15 protein-coding genes are annotated in these 15,519 nt (G+C 68.4%); 9 read left to right on the forward strand and 6 right to left on the reverse strand.

All coding sequences use genetic code 11. The annotated features are described in order from the left end of the window. Nucleotides 1-22: 22 nt before the first annotated feature. The 3 genes from ACESMY_RS14945 to ACESMY_RS14955 form a co-directional block, all read right to left on the reverse strand. A complete protein-coding gene (locus ACESMY_RS14945) occupies nt 23-865 on the reverse strand; it encodes a DNA adenine methylase (RefSeq protein ID WP_372785401.1) in 843 nt (280 codons plus the stop codon). 136 nt (nt 866-1,001) lie between these two features. Continuing rightward, a complete protein-coding gene (locus tag ACESMY_RS14950; RefSeq protein ID WP_372785402.1) occupies nt 1,002-1,976 on the reverse strand; it encodes a hypothetical protein in 975 nt (324 codons plus the stop codon). Nucleotides 1,977-2,066: 90 nt separating this feature from the next. Further along, nucleotides 2,067-3,167, reverse strand: coding sequence for an NADH:flavin oxidoreductase (locus ACESMY_RS14955; RefSeq protein WP_372785403.1), 1,101 nt, complete (start codon nt 3,165-3,167; stop codon nt 2,067-2,069). Between the two features lie 211 nt (nt 3,168-3,378). Here ACESMY_RS14955 and ACESMY_RS14960 point away from each other — a divergent pair, with 211 nt between their 5' ends. The 4 genes from ACESMY_RS14960 (at nt 3,379) to ACESMY_RS14975 (ending at nt 7,151) form a co-directional block, all read left to right on the forward strand. Next, on the forward strand, nt 3,379-3,729 hold the full coding sequence (locus ACESMY_RS14960) for a YidB family protein (RefSeq protein WP_372785404.1): 351 nt from the start codon (nt 3,379-3,381) through the stop codon (nt 3,727-3,729). Between the two features lie 277 nt (nt 3,730-4,006). Further along, nucleotides 4,007-4,783 (forward strand): PEPxxWA-CTERM sorting domain-containing protein, encoded by a 777-nt coding sequence (locus ACESMY_RS14965; RefSeq protein ID WP_372785405.1) that lies wholly within the window; start codon nt 4,007-4,009, stop codon nt 4,781-4,783. A 157-nt stretch (nt 4,784-4,940) separates the two neighbouring features. Further along, complete coding sequence (locus ACESMY_RS14970; protein ID WP_372785406.1) at nt 4,941-5,213, forward strand: hypothetical protein; 273 nt, start codon at nt 4,941-4,943, stop codon at nt 5,211-5,213. A 180-nt stretch (nt 5,214-5,393) separates the two neighbouring features. After that, complete coding sequence (locus ACESMY_RS14975; protein ID WP_372785407.1) at nt 5,394-7,151, forward strand: ATP-binding protein; 1,758 nt, start codon at nt 5,394-5,396, stop codon at nt 7,149-7,151. Nucleotides 7,152-7,161: 10 nt separating this feature from the next. On the opposite strand, the gene ACESMY_RS14980 is transcribed toward ACESMY_RS14975, so the two are convergent. Beyond that, nucleotides 7,162-7,536 carry a hypothetical protein gene (locus tag ACESMY_RS14980; protein ID WP_372785408.1) on the reverse strand — a complete coding sequence of 125 codons (375 nt, stop codon included), beginning with the start codon at nt 7,534-7,536 and terminating at the stop codon, nt 7,162-7,164. A 180-nt stretch (nt 7,537-7,716) separates the two neighbouring features. Between ACESMY_RS14980 and ACESMY_RS14985 the strand changes: the two genes are divergently transcribed. Beyond that, nucleotides 7,717-8,949: a cytochrome P450 gene (locus ACESMY_RS14985; RefSeq protein ID WP_372785410.1), complete on the forward strand. Its 1,233-nt coding sequence runs from the start codon at nt 7,717-7,719 to the stop codon at nt 8,947-8,949. On the opposite strand, the gene ACESMY_RS14990 is transcribed toward ACESMY_RS14985, so the two are convergent. Further along, nucleotides 8,946-9,437, reverse strand: a complete 492-nt coding sequence (locus tag ACESMY_RS14990) for a pyridoxamine 5'-phosphate oxidase family protein (protein WP_372785411.1) — start codon at nt 9,435-9,437, stop codon at nt 8,946-8,948. The two genes, ACESMY_RS14985 and ACESMY_RS14990, sit on opposite strands and share 4 nt — an antisense overlap. 322 nt (nt 9,438-9,759) lie before the next feature. Here ACESMY_RS14990 and ACESMY_RS14995 point away from each other — a divergent pair, with 322 nt between their 5' ends. From ACESMY_RS14995 to aspS, 4 genes are all read left to right on the forward strand, one after another. Continuing rightward, nucleotides 9,760-10,392, forward strand: coding sequence for a PEPxxWA-CTERM sorting domain-containing protein (locus ACESMY_RS14995; protein ID WP_372785412.1), 633 nt, complete (start codon nt 9,760-9,762; stop codon nt 10,390-10,392). Nucleotides 10,393-10,424: 32 nt separating this feature from the next. Beyond that, nucleotides 10,425-11,762: a serine hydrolase domain-containing protein gene (locus tag ACESMY_RS15000; protein ID WP_372785413.1), complete on the forward strand. Its 1,338-nt coding sequence runs from the start codon at nt 10,425-10,427 to the stop codon at nt 11,760-11,762. Nucleotides 11,763-11,828: 66 nt separating this feature from the next. Next, nucleotides 11,829-12,701 (forward strand): hypothetical protein, encoded by an 873-nt coding sequence (locus tag ACESMY_RS15005; protein ID WP_372785414.1) that lies wholly within the window; start codon nt 11,829-11,831, stop codon nt 12,699-12,701. Between the two features lie 60 nt (nt 12,702-12,761). After that, entirely contained in the window at nt 12,762-14,546 is a 1,785-nt protein-coding gene (gene aspS, locus ACESMY_RS15010) for an aspartate--tRNA ligase (RefSeq protein WP_372785415.1), read from the forward strand. Here aspS and ACESMY_RS15015 read toward each other — a convergent pair. Then, nucleotides 14,530-15,483: a pentapeptide repeat-containing protein gene (locus ACESMY_RS15015; protein ID WP_372785416.1), complete on the reverse strand. Its 954-nt coding sequence runs from the start codon at nt 15,481-15,483 to the stop codon at nt 14,530-14,532. The two genes, aspS and ACESMY_RS15015, sit on opposite strands and share 17 nt — an antisense overlap. Nucleotides 15,484-15,519 lie beyond the last annotated feature (36 nt).

A 15,519-nucleotide genomic window follows, 5' to 3' on the forward strand; every position in this document is an offset into this window, starting at 1 on the left:
CCCCGCCCACTCAGGGCAATAGCTACAACTCTAGCGGGAAGCTTGTCCATAGCAACTCGGATGCCTTGATGCGGCCGCTCGGCTTGCCGGAGATCACGGAGGTGCGGGCCACTCTCGTGACGTAGCCTACGCCAGCATACAGGCGTTCAAGCTCCTGGACATCGACGTTGGTGAGGATGAAGTGCGCGCCTCGACGGTGGGCATCCGTAATGCACCGGGCCAACCGAACCTGGTCTGGCCAACTGAAGCAGCGGTTGGTGTATTTGACGAACGTGCCGGCAACGCTTGTCGAGAAATATGGTGGGTCTGCGAAAATCAAATCTCCCGGGCCCGCCATCGCTATAGTCCGCGCGAAATCGGCGGTCCTCAGATCGGCGGCGGACAGGGCTTCCGAAACCGATTCGAAATCATCGGTCTTAAGAAGTACAGAGTCTTTTGTACCCTTTGGAACATTGAATTTCCCCTGTTTATTGACGCGATATAGGGCGTTCCAGCAGGTTCTATTTAGATACAATGTCCTTGATGCTTGACCAACGAAGTCGTTCGGTTCCTGAGATCTCATAAGATAGTAATAGTCGCGTGAGTGATTTGCCGCATGTATCTCTAGTTGTTCATATATTCCTGAAGGATCTCTCTTTATTTGACGGTACACGTTGATCAATTCTCGATTTGTATCCGCGAGAATCGCACTTGTTGGACGTAGCGCGAAAAACGTCGCGGCAGATCCTGCGAACGGTTCGACTAGTCGAACGAAGGGAACGGAGATGGCTGGTGCGAGACGGTTGACCAGCCATCGCTTTCCGCCTGCCCATTTCAGTGGCGGGACGATGGGGGTTTTTAGTCTGATGCTTGTGCCGTCCGCCATGCCCGCTCTGCATTAGTATGTTGCGATGGAGATCGGCAACTCGCGTGCCGTGCAAAAATGCGAAACCCTTGGTCAGGCTTCGGTCAAGAGCGGCGCGCTCTGAGCCTTTGCGGCGTAAGGACTGGCGCCGCCCCACCTACTTCGCCTTCTCCCGCTCCTCCCGCCGCGCGCCCGCCAGCATGCCGGCCATCGAATAGTTGCCCTCGTGGCAGGCGTATTCGAAGAGCGCGCCTCGACTGATGCGGAACGCCATCTCGCCGCGCCAGGGGCGGGTCAGCAGGTCGGGGTCTTCGACGCTGAAGGCATAGAGAAGCTCGCCCGTGGGCAGGCGGCTGAACCGCTCGCTCACCCGCGTCGCGCCGGACGTCAGGATGCGCTGGCCCCGGTTGATCACGCCGGGATGGAACCCGGTCGTCTCCACCCTGAGCGCGTCGCCCTCCCAGCACCCCACCGAACAGCCGAGCCAGCCCTGCGGATCGCGCGGCGCGGCGGCGAGCGCGCGGGCGTCGGCCACCAGGCGGACGATCCGCACGTCGTGGTACTTCTCCGACTGGATCGCGAAGTGGTCGCGGGTCAGCAGCGTCTGCACGATATTGGAGTCGGGCGCGGCGAAGATCGGGGCCCCCGCCGCGACCGTGGCCAGGCAGCGGGTCGTGCCGCCCATCTCCTCCGGATTGTCCAGCCCGCCCCCGGCCGAGGCGGGCGCGCCGGGGCCGCCGGTCCCGGCCAGCGCCTGGGCGGCGGGCGTGTAGGGGATCTTGCCGTCCGGCGGGTCGACGATCCAGGACGAGCGCAGTTCGCCCTTCACCCGCGCCAGGCCCGTCCCGCGGTCCAGGAACTCGTTCTCCGCCTGGCCAACCTCGCCGGGCTTGCCGGGCAGCATGCCGCCGAGCTTGCGGCGCGGCGCCTCATAGGCCTCGGCCTCGGCCGGCGTGGCGACCAGGCCCCCGAACCCCGCCGGCCGCTCGATCTCGGTATAGCTGCCGAGGTCCCACGTGCCGGCGAGGTCGCGCGGGCCGAAGCCGCCCATGCGCGCCGCCGCCGCCGCCAGGCCGGGCAGGGCGCTGGTCCCGGCGAGCCCAGCCGCCAGCAGTCCGCGTCGGTCGATCATCGGTGTGCCCCCAAGCCACGCCGATGATGCACCTTCGCCGCGGTTCGCGGAACAGCGGACGGCGGATTTCCGCCGCGTCCGCCCGCTCGCCTAAGACAAACTCATGATCGCCGAGCGGTCGTAGTCCATCAGCTCGTCCGTCCGCCCCTGGTGGATCTTCACGGCCCATTGCGGGTCCTGGAGGAGGGCGCGGCCGACGCCGACCAGGTCGAAGTCGCCGCGGTCCAGGCGGCGCAGAAGCTCGTCGAGGGAGGCGGGCTTGGAGCCTTCGCCGCCGTAGGAGGCGATGAACTCGCCGGTCAGGCCCACCGAGCCCACGGCGATGGTCGGGGCCCCGGTCAGCTTCTTGGCCCAGCCGGCGAAGTTCAGGTCCGAGCCCTCGAATTCGGGCTCCCAGAACCGGCGCTGCGAGCAGTGGATGATGTCGGCGCCGGCGTCGGTCAGGGTGGTGAGCCAGGTCTCCATCTCCTTGGGCGTGGTCGCCACGCGCACGGCGAAGTCCTGCTGCTTCCACTGCGAGATGCGGATGATCAGCGGGAAGTCGGGCCCCACCGCCTTGCGCACCGCGGCGATGATCTCGGCGGCGAACCGCGAGCGCTCGGCGATCGTCGGGCCGCCGAAGCCGTCCTCGCGCTGGTTGGTGCCCTCCCAGAAGAACTGGTCGATCAGGTAGCCGTGGGCGCCGTGCAGCTCGACGGCGTCGAAGCCCAGGCGCTCGGCGTCCGCCGCGGCGGTGGCGAAGGCCGCGATGGTGTCGGCCACATCCGCATCGCTCATCGGCGCGCCGTGCGGGACGCCGGGCGCGGTCAGGCCCGACGGGCTGTCGTGGTCGTCCGGGTGGACCGCGTCGTCGCCCCGGCCGGGAATGGCGCCCACGTGCCAGAGCTGCGGGGCCATCCTGCCGCCGGCCGCGTGCACGCCGTCGATCACCGTCTTCCAGGCGGCGAGCTCTGCGTCGCCGTGGAAGCGCGGGATGTTCGGGCTGTTCAGCGAGACCGCGCGCTCGACGCCGGTCCCCTCGGAGACGATCAGCCCGACCTCGGCGGCGGCGCGGCGCGCGTAGTAGGCGGCCACCTCCGGCGTCGCCACCCCGCCCGGCGACATGCCCCGGGTCATCGGCGCCATGACGATCCGGTTGGGCAGGGTGAGCCCCTTGAAGGTGAAGGGTTGGAACAGGGCGTCGGCCGGCATGGTGGGCTCCGCAAAGGGGATCGGGGTCGCTCGCCTTCGCAACTGCCACCGATTGCGCGGGATGGAAACGGCGCCCTAGGGGCAGCCCCGTCCCGCAGCCATCTCCCCGCCGCCTCCCGCAAATCCCACCGACAGGCCGGCGAAAACCCCTTATCCTGGCCGCCACCCCGCCCGGATCTTCCGCGCGCACTCACGGACGGAGCATCACGCCATGGGCATGTTCGACGGAATCCTCGGCGGCATGATCGGGGCCGGGATGGCCGGCGTGGTCAATGACGTGCTCGAGCGGCACGGCGGGGTCCAGGGGGTGATCAACCAGTTCCAGACCAATGGGCTGGGACCCACGGTGCAGTCCTGGGTGGGGCCGGGCGCCAACCAGCCGATCACCCCGGCCCAGGTGCACCAGGGCCTGGGGCCGGAGGCCATAGAAGCGCTGGCCGCCAAGCTCGGCATTCCGCCCGCCGAGCTCGCGTCCAAGCTCGCCGAGGTGCTGCCCCAGTCCATCGACCACCTGACGCCGGGCGGCGTTCCGATGAGCCCTTGGGGCGCGCCGCCGGCGTGAGCGGGTAGGGTGCCTGAGCGGGCCGGCGCCTGCGAATTCCGCTTGCGACGGGCTGTATCCAGCACAAGAGATACCAACAAGCTCTGCCTTGGGCTGAGGCTATTACTCGCCTGTCCCGGGAATATACACTCTCATAGAATTCAAAGCTGAAACAACTGGCTCCGCCTACGCGAGAACAGCAGTTTAGATGCTTTGAATCGAAAAAATAATCTTCTTGCCGCGCTTGTCTGACCATCGCCTTACTCTGCGACGTCGGGGGATTGCCAGGAAACACGCCATGAAGATGCTTACTGCCATTCTGCTTGCGGCCGGCTTGGCCGCGGGTCCCGCCTTCGCGGGCACGATCATCACGCCCGCCGGCCCGGGCGACGCCCAGGGGCCTGCGCCGATCAACTATTACGGCTCAGGCGGAAGCCAGGTTCAACAGATCTACGACGCCTCGTACTTTGCCGGCCCGACCCAGATCACGGGCCTGTCCTTCCGCGCCTATCCGGGCGCGGCGCCCAGCGGCTTTTTCTCCAACACCGTCAATGTCTCGAACCTGACGGTGGCGCTCTCCAACACGATGGTCTCGGCGAACGAGGCCTCGGGCGCGCAACCCAGCACGAATTTCGCGGCCAACGAAGGCGCGAACCTGACCACGGTGTTCTCGGGCGCGGTCACGCTGTCGACGGCCGCGACCGGCCAGGGTCCGCAGCCCTTCGACTATACGGTCAACTTCACCACGCCGTTCCTCTACGACCCGTCGGGCGGCAACCTGCTGGTGGATTTCCTGATTCCCCAGGGCGCGACCGTCAGCGGCTCAGGCTTCGGGTTCCTGACCTTCGATACCGCCAACGACCTCAACGACGGCGTCACGTCGGTCGTCAACCTCCAGGGGCCCGGCCCGGCCGGCACGCTCAGCACGGCCGCGGCCATCACCCAGTTCCACACGGCCAGCGCCGCGGCCGTACCTGAACCCGCGTCCTGGGCCCTGATGATCGGCGGCATGCTGATGACCGGCGGCGCGCTCCGCGCCCGCCGCCGCATCGCCGCGAGCCCGCTCACGGCGTAAGGTCCGCCCGGCCGGCAGTCTCGTTCTCCTTCACCCGGGGGAAGGAGGCTGCCGAAGGCCGCGCGGCATCCCGTGAACCCCGCCTAAACGCCCCATCCCCGGCCGGTTCAGGCCCGGGCTTCTAAGGTCTGTCTCATAGGGACCAAAGGAGCACATCATGAAGACCCTGATCCTGGCCGCGGTTGCGGCGACTGCCACCCTCATCGGCGGCGCGGCGATGGCCCAGCCCTACGGCTACACCCATTCTTCCGACCGTGGGGCCTACGACCGCGGCGCCTACAGCTACGGTGGCTACGACAACCGCGTCCGCATGGCCGACCGCGACCATGACGGCATCCCGGACCGCTGGGACCGCTACGACAACCGCCGCGACCATCGCTATCACCGCGACTGGCGCTACGACCGCTATGAGCGCGCCCATCGCTGGTAGCCGCTAGAGGCCGCCCCAAAGCCCACGCCCTCGCCCTCACCGGCGGGGGCGTGGCGCTGTCTCCGGCGAAACAACCCGTCCGTGTTTCACAGAACACGTTCAACCACGTTTGCGAATTGACAACGGGTGACGTGCTTTGGTCGGCGCTGACGAACGGCGCCCGAGGGGACGGACGGCTGGATGTACGAGTTGGACGACGCCAGCCTGAAGGTCCTGCACTGGCGGGTCGCGGGCCTGCCCGCGCGGATGGGTCAGACCCTGCTGATCGGCATTCTGCTGTGGATCCAGATCCGCTCGCCCCTGGCGCTCCTGTGGCTGGGCGGCGCCATCCTGACGGCGCTGGTCGACACCGTGCTTTCCCGCCGCGCCCTTGAGCGCCTCGACGACCGGCGCCTGGCGGCCATCAACAGCCTGAGCCGATTGATGTCGGCCGTCGCCTTCTCCTCGGTCTGCCTGGTCATGCTCAGCGACCACTCGGGCTTTGGTCTGTCCGCGGCGATCGTCGTCGGCTGCGCGATCAATCTCAACAACGCGGTGATGACCCGCGGCGCGCGGCGCTACTTCGGAAGCCTCGTCCTGCCGTCCTCCGTGGCGCTGGTCCTGCTGCCCTGCGCGGCCTGGCTGACCGACCACCCCTTGAGCCTGCTCGGCGCCCTGCTGCTGACGGTCGGCACCTGCGCCTACACCATCTTCATCGTCCTCCTGGCCCAGAACCTGTTCCGCGAGAGCGAGGCGCTGCGCCAGGCGCTGGCGGCGGCGGAGGCGGCCAGCCACGCCAAGTCGACCTTCCTGGCGGTGACCAGCCACGAGATCCGCACCCCGCTGAACGGCGTCCTCGGCATGGCCCAGGCCATGGAGAACGACGCGCTCTCGGCCCGCCAGCGCGGCCGCCTGGGCGTCATCCGGCAGTCCGGCGAGGCGCTGCTCGACATCCTCAACGACATCCTCGACGTGGCGAAGATCGAGGCCGGCAAGCTCGAACTCGAAGCCGCGCCCTTCGACCTGGAGGCGGTCGCCAACAGCGCGCTGGGCGCCTTCAGCGGCACGGCGGCCGAGAAGGGCCTGGTGCTGGGCCTCGACATTGATCCGGCCGCGCGCGGGACCTACCAAGGCGACGCCGCGCGCGTGCGCCAGGTGCTCGGCAACCTGATCTCCAACGCCGTGAAATTCACCGACGCAGGCGAGGTGAGGGTGATCGTCGCCGCCGAGACCTGGGGCGTGCGGTTGAGCGTCCGCGACACCGGCCCGGGCGTGCCCGACGAGCTCGCCGAGCGGCTGTTCGAGAAGTTCACCCAAGGCGACGCCTCCACCACCCGCCGCTACGGCGGCACGGGCCTGGGCCTCGCCATCAGCCGCGAACTCTGCGCGGCCATGGGCGGGGCGATTTCCGTGGCCAACGGACCGAACGGCGGGGCGACCTTCACGGTCGAGCTGCCCATGGCGCGCAGCGAGGCCGCGCCCGCCTCGACGTCCGCCGAGCCGCCCGCGCGTCTTCCGGCCCCGGCCGCCGACGCGCCCGCGCTCCGGGTGCTCGCGGCCGAGGATAACGAGGTCAACCAGCTGGTGTTGCGCACCCTGCTCGAGCAGATCGGCATCGACCCGACCATCGTCGACAACGGCGAGGACGCCGTGCGCAGCTGGGAGACCGGCTCCTTCGACCTGATCCTGATGGACGTCCAGATGCCGGTGATGGACGGCCCCGCGGCCACCCGCGCCATCCGCGCCAAGGAAGCGGCGAGCGGGCTCGGACGCATCCCGATCGTGGCGCTCACCGCCAATGTGATGAGCCATCAGCTTCACGCCTACCTGGAGGCCGGCATGGACGGCTTCGTCGCCAAGCCGATCGCCGTCACCGAGCTCTACGCCGCCATCGCCCGCTATCCGGCGCCCGCCCCGGTCGAGACCGCGGACGACGCTTCAGCCGTGGCGGCGGCGTAAGGATTCAGCCCTAGTGGTGATGCCCGGCGCGGCCGCACATGCGGTGGACGTCGGCCGCCATCCACATGATCTGCACGCCGGGGCTCCAGGTGAGCGTGCGCCGGCCGTCGCTCCAGGTGAGCTTGATCGGGCCGCCGGTGAACGGCGTCCAGGCCAGCGTGTGCGGACCGTCGCCGTCGAAGGCGTCGACAATGGCCACCAGCTGGCCGTCCTGGCTCGCGAACCGGGCGAGGATGTCGCCGCCGTCCTGGCACCGGAACCGCGTGCCGGGCGGATCCGCCGCCCGGTCGCCGCCGGCGGACTGGGCCCAGGCCAGGCCGGGCGCGGCCAGGGCCATCGCGGCGATGACCGCGGCGGCCAGCTTCGGGGACTTCGAATACGCCATCTTGAGAGTCCCCCGTGACCAGGCGCCCACGCCCCGGCCGCCACCGAAGCCGGTTTCCGGCCGGCGGTCAACGAAGCGGCGCGGCGCCGTGTTGAACCTGACGCCAGCGTCATTTTCCGTTTCTTAGGCGTCGCAAGCGGTGCATGATGGCCTGCAGCCACCGCCGAGGACCTGGGGCCGATGACCGAAAAGCCGCTTCCCACGATCCTGGAGCTGACCCCGTTCAACGAGCAGTTCCGGCTCGACCCGCACGTCCTGCTGGACGACCTGCGCAGCCGCTGCCCCGTGCATGACGACAAGGGGTCGGGCAGCGTGCTGTTCACCCGCTACGGCGACGTGCGCGGGATCGTCAACGACCGCGAGATGTGGCGCGACCCGATGCGCGCCGAGGCCGGCGCGGTGCTGCAGCAGCGGTTCACGGCGGGCGTCGACCCAAACCTGCCGCGCACCTCGACCACCTCCATCCTGATGCTCGACGACCCCGACCACGGCCGGGTGCGCCAGCCGCTCGCCCAGGCGCTCTACGCCCGCGTCGCCAAGTTCCGCCCGCAGGTGGAGCGGATCGTCGACGAGGCGCTGGACGACCTGGCCGGCGAGACCGCCTTCGACCTGATGGACCGCTTCTGCGTGCCGATCCCGATCGACGTGATCGCCCAGATCCTGGGCGTCGATCGCGAGCGTCTGGTGGAATTCCGGGCATGGTCGGAGGGCGTGATCCAGTCGCTCAATCCGCTGCGGACCCCCGAGCAGACCGTCCAGATGGAAGCCGCCAGCCTCGCGCTGTCGGACTATTTCACCGAGACCATGGCCGCCCGCCGGACCGATCCGCGCGACGACCTGATCACCGACATGGTCCGCTCGCAGGCCGAGGATAGCGGGCTTAGCGACGACGAGCTGCGCATCAACCTCTCGGCGCTGCTGGTCGGCGGCAACCTGACCACCACCGACCTGATCGGCAATGCGGTGCGCCTCCTGCTGCTCAATCCCGGCGAGCTCGCCAAGCTGCGCGCCGATCCTGCGATCATCAACGCCGTGGTCGAGGAGGTGCTGCGCTACGAGCCGCCCGTCGACATGACCGGCCGCATCGCGCCTGAACAGATGGAACTCGCCGGCTGTCCGCTGCGGTCGGGCCAGTCGCTGCTCGTCTCGCTGCGCGGCGCCAATCGTGACCCGGAGGTCTTCGACGACCCGCACCGCTTCGACGTCAGCCGCAAACATAAGCCGCATGTGGCCTTCGGCGGCGGCGCCCACATCTGCATCGGCGCGCCGCTGGCCCGCCTGGAGGCCCAGGTGGCGCTGGTGAAGCTGTTCGATCGCTTCCCCAACCTGGCGCTGGCCGATCCGGCGGGGACGCCGGCCTGGCGCATGCTGCCGTTCTTCCGCGGCATGGAGCGCCTGGCCGTGACGGCCTAGCTCAGGCGCACGTCGGCGGTCTTGTCCGCGTAGGCGTCCTTCGGGTCATGCCCGAGGAGCATCTTCACCCCGGCGAACAGGCTGTGGTCGTTGAGCCAGATCTGCGCCCGCTCCGGCTCGAAGCGCAGGAGCTGCAGCTTCGGGTCGTCCTTGCCGCCCTCGAACCAGGCCGCCACGAAGGGGCTCCACAGCCGGTCGATCGTCGCCCGGTCGTCGTCGGGGAACAGCACCCCGTCCACCGCCGCGAACAGGTCATGGCCCTTGGCCGCGAAGTGGGCCGTGGCGCGGTGTCGGGCGCCGAGGTCCTGGGCCAGATCGGTCTCTTTGGACGTGAAGAAGTAGATCGGGCCGCCGTCCTTGTCGCCATCGAGCTGCGCGGTCATGGGCTGGCCCAGGCTGTCGTCGATGCCGGCCAGGCCCACCATCATGGTGCGGTCGGACTTCACGGCTTTCCAGAATTTGTCGGCGATCTCGGCTTGGCTGGGCATGATGGTCTCCGGGTTGTCGGATCGCCTAAACGACGGCCGATGGCGCCAGTTCCGCCTCCAGGCGCATCGGGCGGCAAGAGGTTCGTCCGCCTGGAACCGCGGCGGCCAGGCCTTGGGCGTCGCCGGCGCGCAACCACCACCGCTGATAGGTGATATACACCCTATAACACGTTGTTTTACAACGAAAATGACCTACTTCACCGATTGCGCCTTGCGAATTAAATACCCGCGAAGGTAGAGGCCATCAGGACCTGCGCCGAAGGCGCGCGGTCGGGCCTCCGCGACGGCCCGCCTTCAACCGAGACAGAGCAGGATGGCGAGCATGACTGCGATTTTGACGATGAAACAGGTCTGCGGCGGGGCGGCGGGCGTAGCGCTGGCGCTGTGGGTGGGGACCGCGGCGCAAGCCGCCGTGGTCTGGCATGTGACCGGCCTGTTCAACGACGGATCGGCCTTGTCCGGGGATTTCACCATCAACATCGACGGCTTCATCGACGGCCCCAGCCTCGACGTCGCCACCAACCTCTTCGACTACAAGGCCGCCAACAGCTCGCTGAACAACACCGCGCGGTCGATCGACGCCCAGCCCGGGTTCATGAACGACCTGCGACTCACCTTCACGCGCGACCTGACCGCGGTCGGGGTGGGCGCCAACGCCCTGGTGGCTGGTGTCGGCGGGCCCTCGTTCGAATGCCGCGGCTCGTTCACCTGCTTCAAGGGCGACCCGGCCCTCGATCCTCAGGGAAGCTACCGCTGGCTGGTGAGCGGCGAGGCCTTGAGCGCCCTGACCGGGGACGTTGGCGGCGGCGGACCGGGGGGCGGCGGCGCGGCCGTGCCGGAACCGGCAAGCTGGGCCCTGATGATCGGCGGCCTTGGGTTGGTGGGCGCGGCGCTGCGGCGGCGCGTTGCGGCAGTGAAACGCACCCGAGCTTGCGCCGTCGCCGTGGCCCCCTAAGCTGCGGGGATAATCCCGGGGGGAATTCCACAATGCATCGTCGCGCCTTTTTCGCCGCCGCCTTGACGGCAACGCTGCTGGCCACCGGCGCCTTCGCCGCGCCCAAGGGGGCAGGGGACCTGTCCGGCACGACCTCGCCGGAGGCCGTGGGCTTCGACTCCGGCCGGCTGAAGGCGCTGGACGCCTACATGGCCAAGGCCGTCGCCGACGGCCGTGTGGCGGGCATGACGACCCTGCTCGCGCGCCACGGCAAGATCGTGGAGTTCAACACCTACGGCAAAACCAGCCTGGCCACCGGCGAGGCCATGCCGAAGGACGAGATCTTCCGCATCTATTCCATGACCAAGCCGCTGACCGGCGTCGGCATGATGATCCTCTTCGAACAGGGCAAGTGGCGCCTCGACGACCCGGTGACCCGCTATGTTCCGGAGTTCAAGAACCTCAAGGTGATGGTCGAGGCTGACAAGGACGGCAAGATCACCAAGGTCGAGGACATGAAGCGTCCGCCGACCATGCGCGAGATCATGAGCCACACGGCCGGCTTCGGCTACGGCCTGGGCGACAAGCATCCGGTCGACAAGCTCTATCGCGAGAAGAAGGTGCTGGGGGCGACCGGCCTGCACGAGATGATCGAGCGCACGGCGACCATCCCGCTGATGTACCAGCCGGGGACCGACTGGTCCTATTCCAGCGTCGTCGATATCCAGGGCTACATCATCGAGAAGCTGTCCGGGAAACCCTTCGGGCAGTTCATGGCCGAGAACGTCTTCGGCCCGATGAAGATGCAGGACACGGGCTTCTACACCGGCGCGGCGAAGGCCAAGCGCCTGGCCGCGGTCTATGTGGGCGAGGTGGTCAACGAAAAGCCGACCGGCAAGATCGTCCAGGCCGACGATCTGTTCGGCAACAAGATGCCCGACTATTCCGTGCCCCCGGCGATGGAGTCCGGCGGCGGCGGCCTGGTCTCGACGACCATGGACTACGCCCGTTTCTGCCAGATGATCCTCAACAAGGGCGTGCTGGACGGCGTGCGCATTCTGTCGCCGGCCTCGGTCGAGCTGATGGACACCAACGTCATCCCGCACAACGTGCTGGTGAACTCCAACGGCACCAGCGTGGTCCGCTTCAACGAAGCTGTGGGCTTCGGCCTCGACTTCCAGGTCGACAACGATCCGCGCAAGGCCGGATCGCTGGAGGGCAAGAACACCATGAGCTGGGGCGGGGCGGCCGGCACCTGGTTCTGGATCGACCCGACCAACGACGTCTTCTTCGTCGGCATGATCCAGCGCATGGGCGGCACGGGCGGCGACGACCTGGGAACCATGGCCCGCACGCTCACCTACCAGGCGCTGCTGCACCCGGAAAAATAGACCCTAGCTCGGAGCGAGCGGACTGAGTTCGCCCGCTCCAACGCATCTAGATACCGAGGATCCCAGGTGAAGACCGCGCGGCCCGCCCTGGGGGCGGGTTTTCTCTGGCTGTTCGCGATCCTGTCGCTGGCGGCGATCGCCACTGGCTGCGTCGTCGCCTCAGCCCACGGCGCGCCGCTCGGGGTCTGGGGGCGAAACTTGGCGGCGTGGAGCGTAGGCGCCATGGGGGCCGCGGCGCTGGCCAAGTGGGCCGGAAACCGCACGTTCATTGCGGTTGTCGTCGCCGCGCCCCTGGCGATGGCCGCCGGCCTGCTGAGCGCCGGGCAGGCGGGCGTTCATCGCTGGATCGACCTCGGTCCTCTGCACATGAACGTGGCCGAGGTGCTGCTGGCGCCCGCCGTCGTTGGCTGGGCCGCCCTGGCGGCTAGGCCCGGATGGCCGTGGGGGACGGCGGCCTTGGCCCTGGCGCTGCTGGTCGCCCAGCCCGACGCTTCTCAGGCGACCGCCCTTGGAGGCGCCTTCCTGGTGATCGCTACGCTTGAAGGCCAGCGCGTTGGGCGATGGGCTGGGGCGACCCTGGTGGCTGTGGCGGTGACCATGGCCTGGCTCCGGCGCGATCCGTTGGCGCCCGTCGCCGACGTCGAGGGGATCATGGGCCTGGCGTGGCGCCTCTCGCCGCTTGCCGCCGTGTTCGCCTGGCTCGCGCTTGGGGGCGCGGTGTCGGCGCCGCTGATCTTGAGCGGTTCTGATCGGCGGGCGGTGCGGGCGGCGGCCCTAGCGCTCGCGATCTACGGAATGCTCGCGGTCTTGACGCCCTTGCTCGGCGCCTTCCCTGTTCCGCTCGTGGGGATGGGGATGAGTCCGATCCTCGGGGCTTGGCTGGGGGCCGGGCTGCTGGCCGCCCTCTGGCGGTCCTCACGACAAGCTGCGCCGCCTTGACTTTCCGCCCCCCTCATGCGCCCTTCCGCGCCTCGTAAAACAGCCGAATTCCCCAGGTAAATGCACGCCTACCGCACCCACACCTGCGGCGCGCTTCGCGCCGCCGACACCGGCCAGACGGTCCGCCTCTCGGGCTGGATCCACCGCAAGCGCGACCACGGCGGGCTGATGTTCGTGGACCTGCGCGACCACTACGGCCTGACCCAGCTGGTGCTGCATCCGGAGACGCCCGGCTTCGCCCTCGTCGAGCGGTTGCGCGCCGAGAGCGTGATCCGCATCGACGGCGAGGTCGTGGCCCGTTCACCCGAAACGGTGAACCCCGGTCTGCCCACCGGCGAAGTGGAGATCCGGGTCAAGGACGTGGCCGTGCTTTCGGAGGCCTCCGAACTGCCGCTGCCGGTGTTCGGCGAGCCCGACTACCCCGAAGAGATCCGGCTGAAGAACCGCCACCTCGACCTGCGGCGCGAGACGCTTCACCGCAACATCGTGCTGCGTTCGAAGGTGATCCACTCGATCCGCAACCGGATGATCGACCAGGGCTTCCTCGAGTACCAGACGCCGATCCTGACGGCCTCGAGCCCCGAGGGCGCGCGCGACTTCCTGGTGCCCTCGCGCCTGCACCCGACCAAGTTCTATGCGCTTCCCCAGGCGCCGCAGCAGTTCAAGCAGCTCCTGATGGTCTCGGGCTTCGACCGCTACTTCCAGATCGCGCCCTGCTTCCGCGACGAGGACCTGCGCGCCGATCGGAGCCTTGAGTTCTACCAGCTCGACGTCGAGATGAGCTTCGTGACCCAGGAAGATGTGTTCGCGGCGATCGAGCCGGTGATGCACGGCGTCTTCGAGGAGTTCGCGAACGGTAAGCCGGTGACCTCTTACCCCTTCCCCCGCATCCCCTATCGCGAGTGCATGGCCAAGTACGGCACCGACAAGCCGGACCTGCGCAATCCGCTGATCATGCAGGACGTGTCCGACCACTTCCGCGGCGGTGGCTTCGGCCTCTTCGCGCGCATCCTGGAAGACACGAAGAACGCGGTGTGGGGTATCCCCGCGCCGACCGGCGGCAGCCGCGCCTTCTGCGACCGCATGAACAGCTGGGCGCAGGGCGAGGGGCAGGCCGGCCTCGGCTATATCTTCTGGAGCGAGGACCAGGGCGGCTGGGGCGGCCCGATCGCCAAGAACCTGGGAGCGGAGAAGACCGACGCGGTGATGGGCCAGCTCGGCCTGGGCAAGGGCGACGCCGCCTTCTTCTCGGCCGGCGACCCAAAGACCTTCGCCAAGTTCGCCGGGACGGCGCGCACCAAGGTGGGCGCGGATCTGAAGCTGGTAGACGAGGACCGCTTCGAATTCGTCTGGATCGTCGACTTCCCGATGTTCGAGATGAACGAGGAGACCAACCACGTCGACTTCAGCCACAACCCCTTCTCGATGCCGCAGGGCGAGCTCGAAGCGCTGAACACCAAGGACCCGCTCGACGTCCTGGCCTACCAGTACGACATCGTCTGCAACGGCTACGAGCTGTGCTCCGGCGCGGTTCGGAACCACCTGCCCGAGATCATGCTGCGGGCCTTCGAGATCGCGGGCTATGGCGAGAGCGTGGTCGAGGAGCAGTTCGGCGGCATGCTGAACGCCTTCAAGCACGGCGCCCCGCCGCACGGAGGCTTGGCGCCCGGCATTGACCGGATCGTCATGCTGCTGGCCGGCGAAACCGCAATCCGCGAGGTCATCGCCTTCCCGCTGAACCAGCAGGGGCAGGACCTGATGATGAACGCGCCGTCAGATGTCGCCGATAAGCAACTGAAAGAGCTTCACATCCGCCTGGCGCCGGTGCTCAAGACGCCGGCGTGACCACCAGATAGCGCGTCGGCGTCGGCGGAGGCGGCGGGGCCGGCGGCGCGGGGGGCGCTGGAGGAGCGGGCGGCGCCGGAATGGCGTGCTGGATCCAGACGCGTGAGCCGGCCTGGTTGATGATCGCGCGGATATTCACGCTGCAGGTCCTGGCGACCAGGCCCCGGGGCAGGCGGGTCTTGCTGTCGCCGCAGGCCTCATCGACCTGTTCCTGATTGAGACCGCGGACCCGCGACAGGTCCACGCCGGCGATCACCGTGTGATGCATCTCGGCGTCCTTGAAATCGGCGCCGTCGAAGCTGCTCCCGCTCAGGACCGCTGCATTCAGCTCGGCCGACCGGAAGCTCGCCTTGTCGAAGCGGCCGTCCGTCAGCACCGCGCCGCTCAGCGCCGCATCCCGGAAGTCGGCGCCGCGAGCCTCGACCTTCATCATGTTGACGCCCTGCAGTTCGGCCGAGCGCAGGGTCGCGCCGTTCAGCGTCGCCTTGACGAAATTGGCGCCCGTGGCCGAGGAGTCGCTGAGGTCGGCGTTGGTCAGGTTGGCGTTGGTGAAGACCACGGCCTTCGCCTCGGTGGAGCGCAGACGGGCGTGCGACATGTTCGCGCCGACGAAGGTGGTCCCGAGGATCTGGGCGTCGGTCAGGTCGGCGCGCGACAGATCCGCGCCGGTGAAATTGGAGCCGATGAAGTGGGTCTCGCGCAGGTCCGACCCCACGAAGGCCGCGCCCGAGAAGTCAGCCCCCAGGAAATGCGCCCCGGCCAGCCGTCGGCCCGAAAGCTCGCACTTGGGACAGGCGCCGCCGAAGCCGGTGGAGCGCGGCACCTCCCGGTCGCCCCCGGCCGCCGCGGCGCTGGCCACGGCCGGCGCGGCCATGACCAGGGCGGCCGCCACCAGGGCGGAGAGGGTGGTCAGGTCGCGGTGGAAATCGTGCGTCACGCGGGCTGGAATCCTTGAGCTTGGAGGTTCCATCTG

The organism is Phenylobacterium sp., from assembly GCF_041691455.1.
GTDB lineage: Bacteria > Pseudomonadota > Alphaproteobacteria > Caulobacterales > Caulobacteraceae > Phenylobacterium.

Bases quoted from the DNA above. Each gene is read 5' to 3' on its own strand.
- ACESMY_RS14995 (WP_372785412.1), top strand. From the start codon at position 9,760: ATGACTGCGATTTTGACGATGAAACAGGTCTGCGGCGGGGCGGCGGGC.
- ACESMY_RS14970 (WP_372785406.1), top strand. From the start codon at position 4,941: ATGAAGACCCTGATCCTGGCCGCGGTTGCGGCGACTGCCACCCTCATC.
- ACESMY_RS14960 (WP_372785404.1), top strand. From the start codon at position 3,379: ATGGGCATGTTCGACGGAATCCTCGGCGGCATGATCGGGGCCGGGATG.
- ACESMY_RS14950 (WP_372785402.1), bottom strand. From the start codon at position 1,976: ATGATCGACCGACGCGGACTGCTGGCGGCTGGGCTCGCCGGGACCAGC.
- ACESMY_RS14980 (WP_372785408.1), bottom strand. From the start codon at position 7,536: ATGGCGTATTCGAAGTCCCCGAAGCTGGCCGCCGCGGTCATCGCCGCG.
- ACESMY_RS15000 (WP_372785413.1), top strand. From the start codon at position 10,425: ATGCATCGTCGCGCCTTTTTCGCCGCCGCCTTGACGGCAACGCTGCTG.
- ACESMY_RS14965 (WP_372785405.1), top strand. From the start codon at position 4,007: ATGAAGATGCTTACTGCCATTCTGCTTGCGGCCGGCTTGGCCGCGGGT.
- ACESMY_RS14985 (WP_372785410.1), top strand. From the start codon at position 7,717: ATGACCGAAAAGCCGCTTCCCACGATCCTGGAGCTGACCCCGTTCAAC.
- ACESMY_RS14955 (WP_372785403.1), bottom strand. From the start codon at position 3,167: ATGCCGGCCGACGCCCTGTTCCAACCCTTCACCTTCAAGGGGCTCACC.
- ACESMY_RS14975 (WP_372785407.1), top strand. From the start codon at position 5,394: ATGTACGAGTTGGACGACGCCAGCCTGAAGGTCCTGCACTGGCGGGTC.
- aspS (WP_372785415.1), top strand. From the start codon at position 12,762: ATGCACGCCTACCGCACCCACACCTGCGGCGCGCTTCGCGCCGCCGAC.
- ACESMY_RS14990 (WP_372785411.1), bottom strand. From the start codon at position 9,437: ATGCCCAGCCAAGCCGAGATCGCCGACAAATTCTGGAAAGCCGTGAAG.
- ACESMY_RS14945 (WP_372785401.1), bottom strand. From the start codon at position 865: ATGGCGGACGGCACAAGCATCAGACTAAAAACCCCCATCGTCCCGCCA.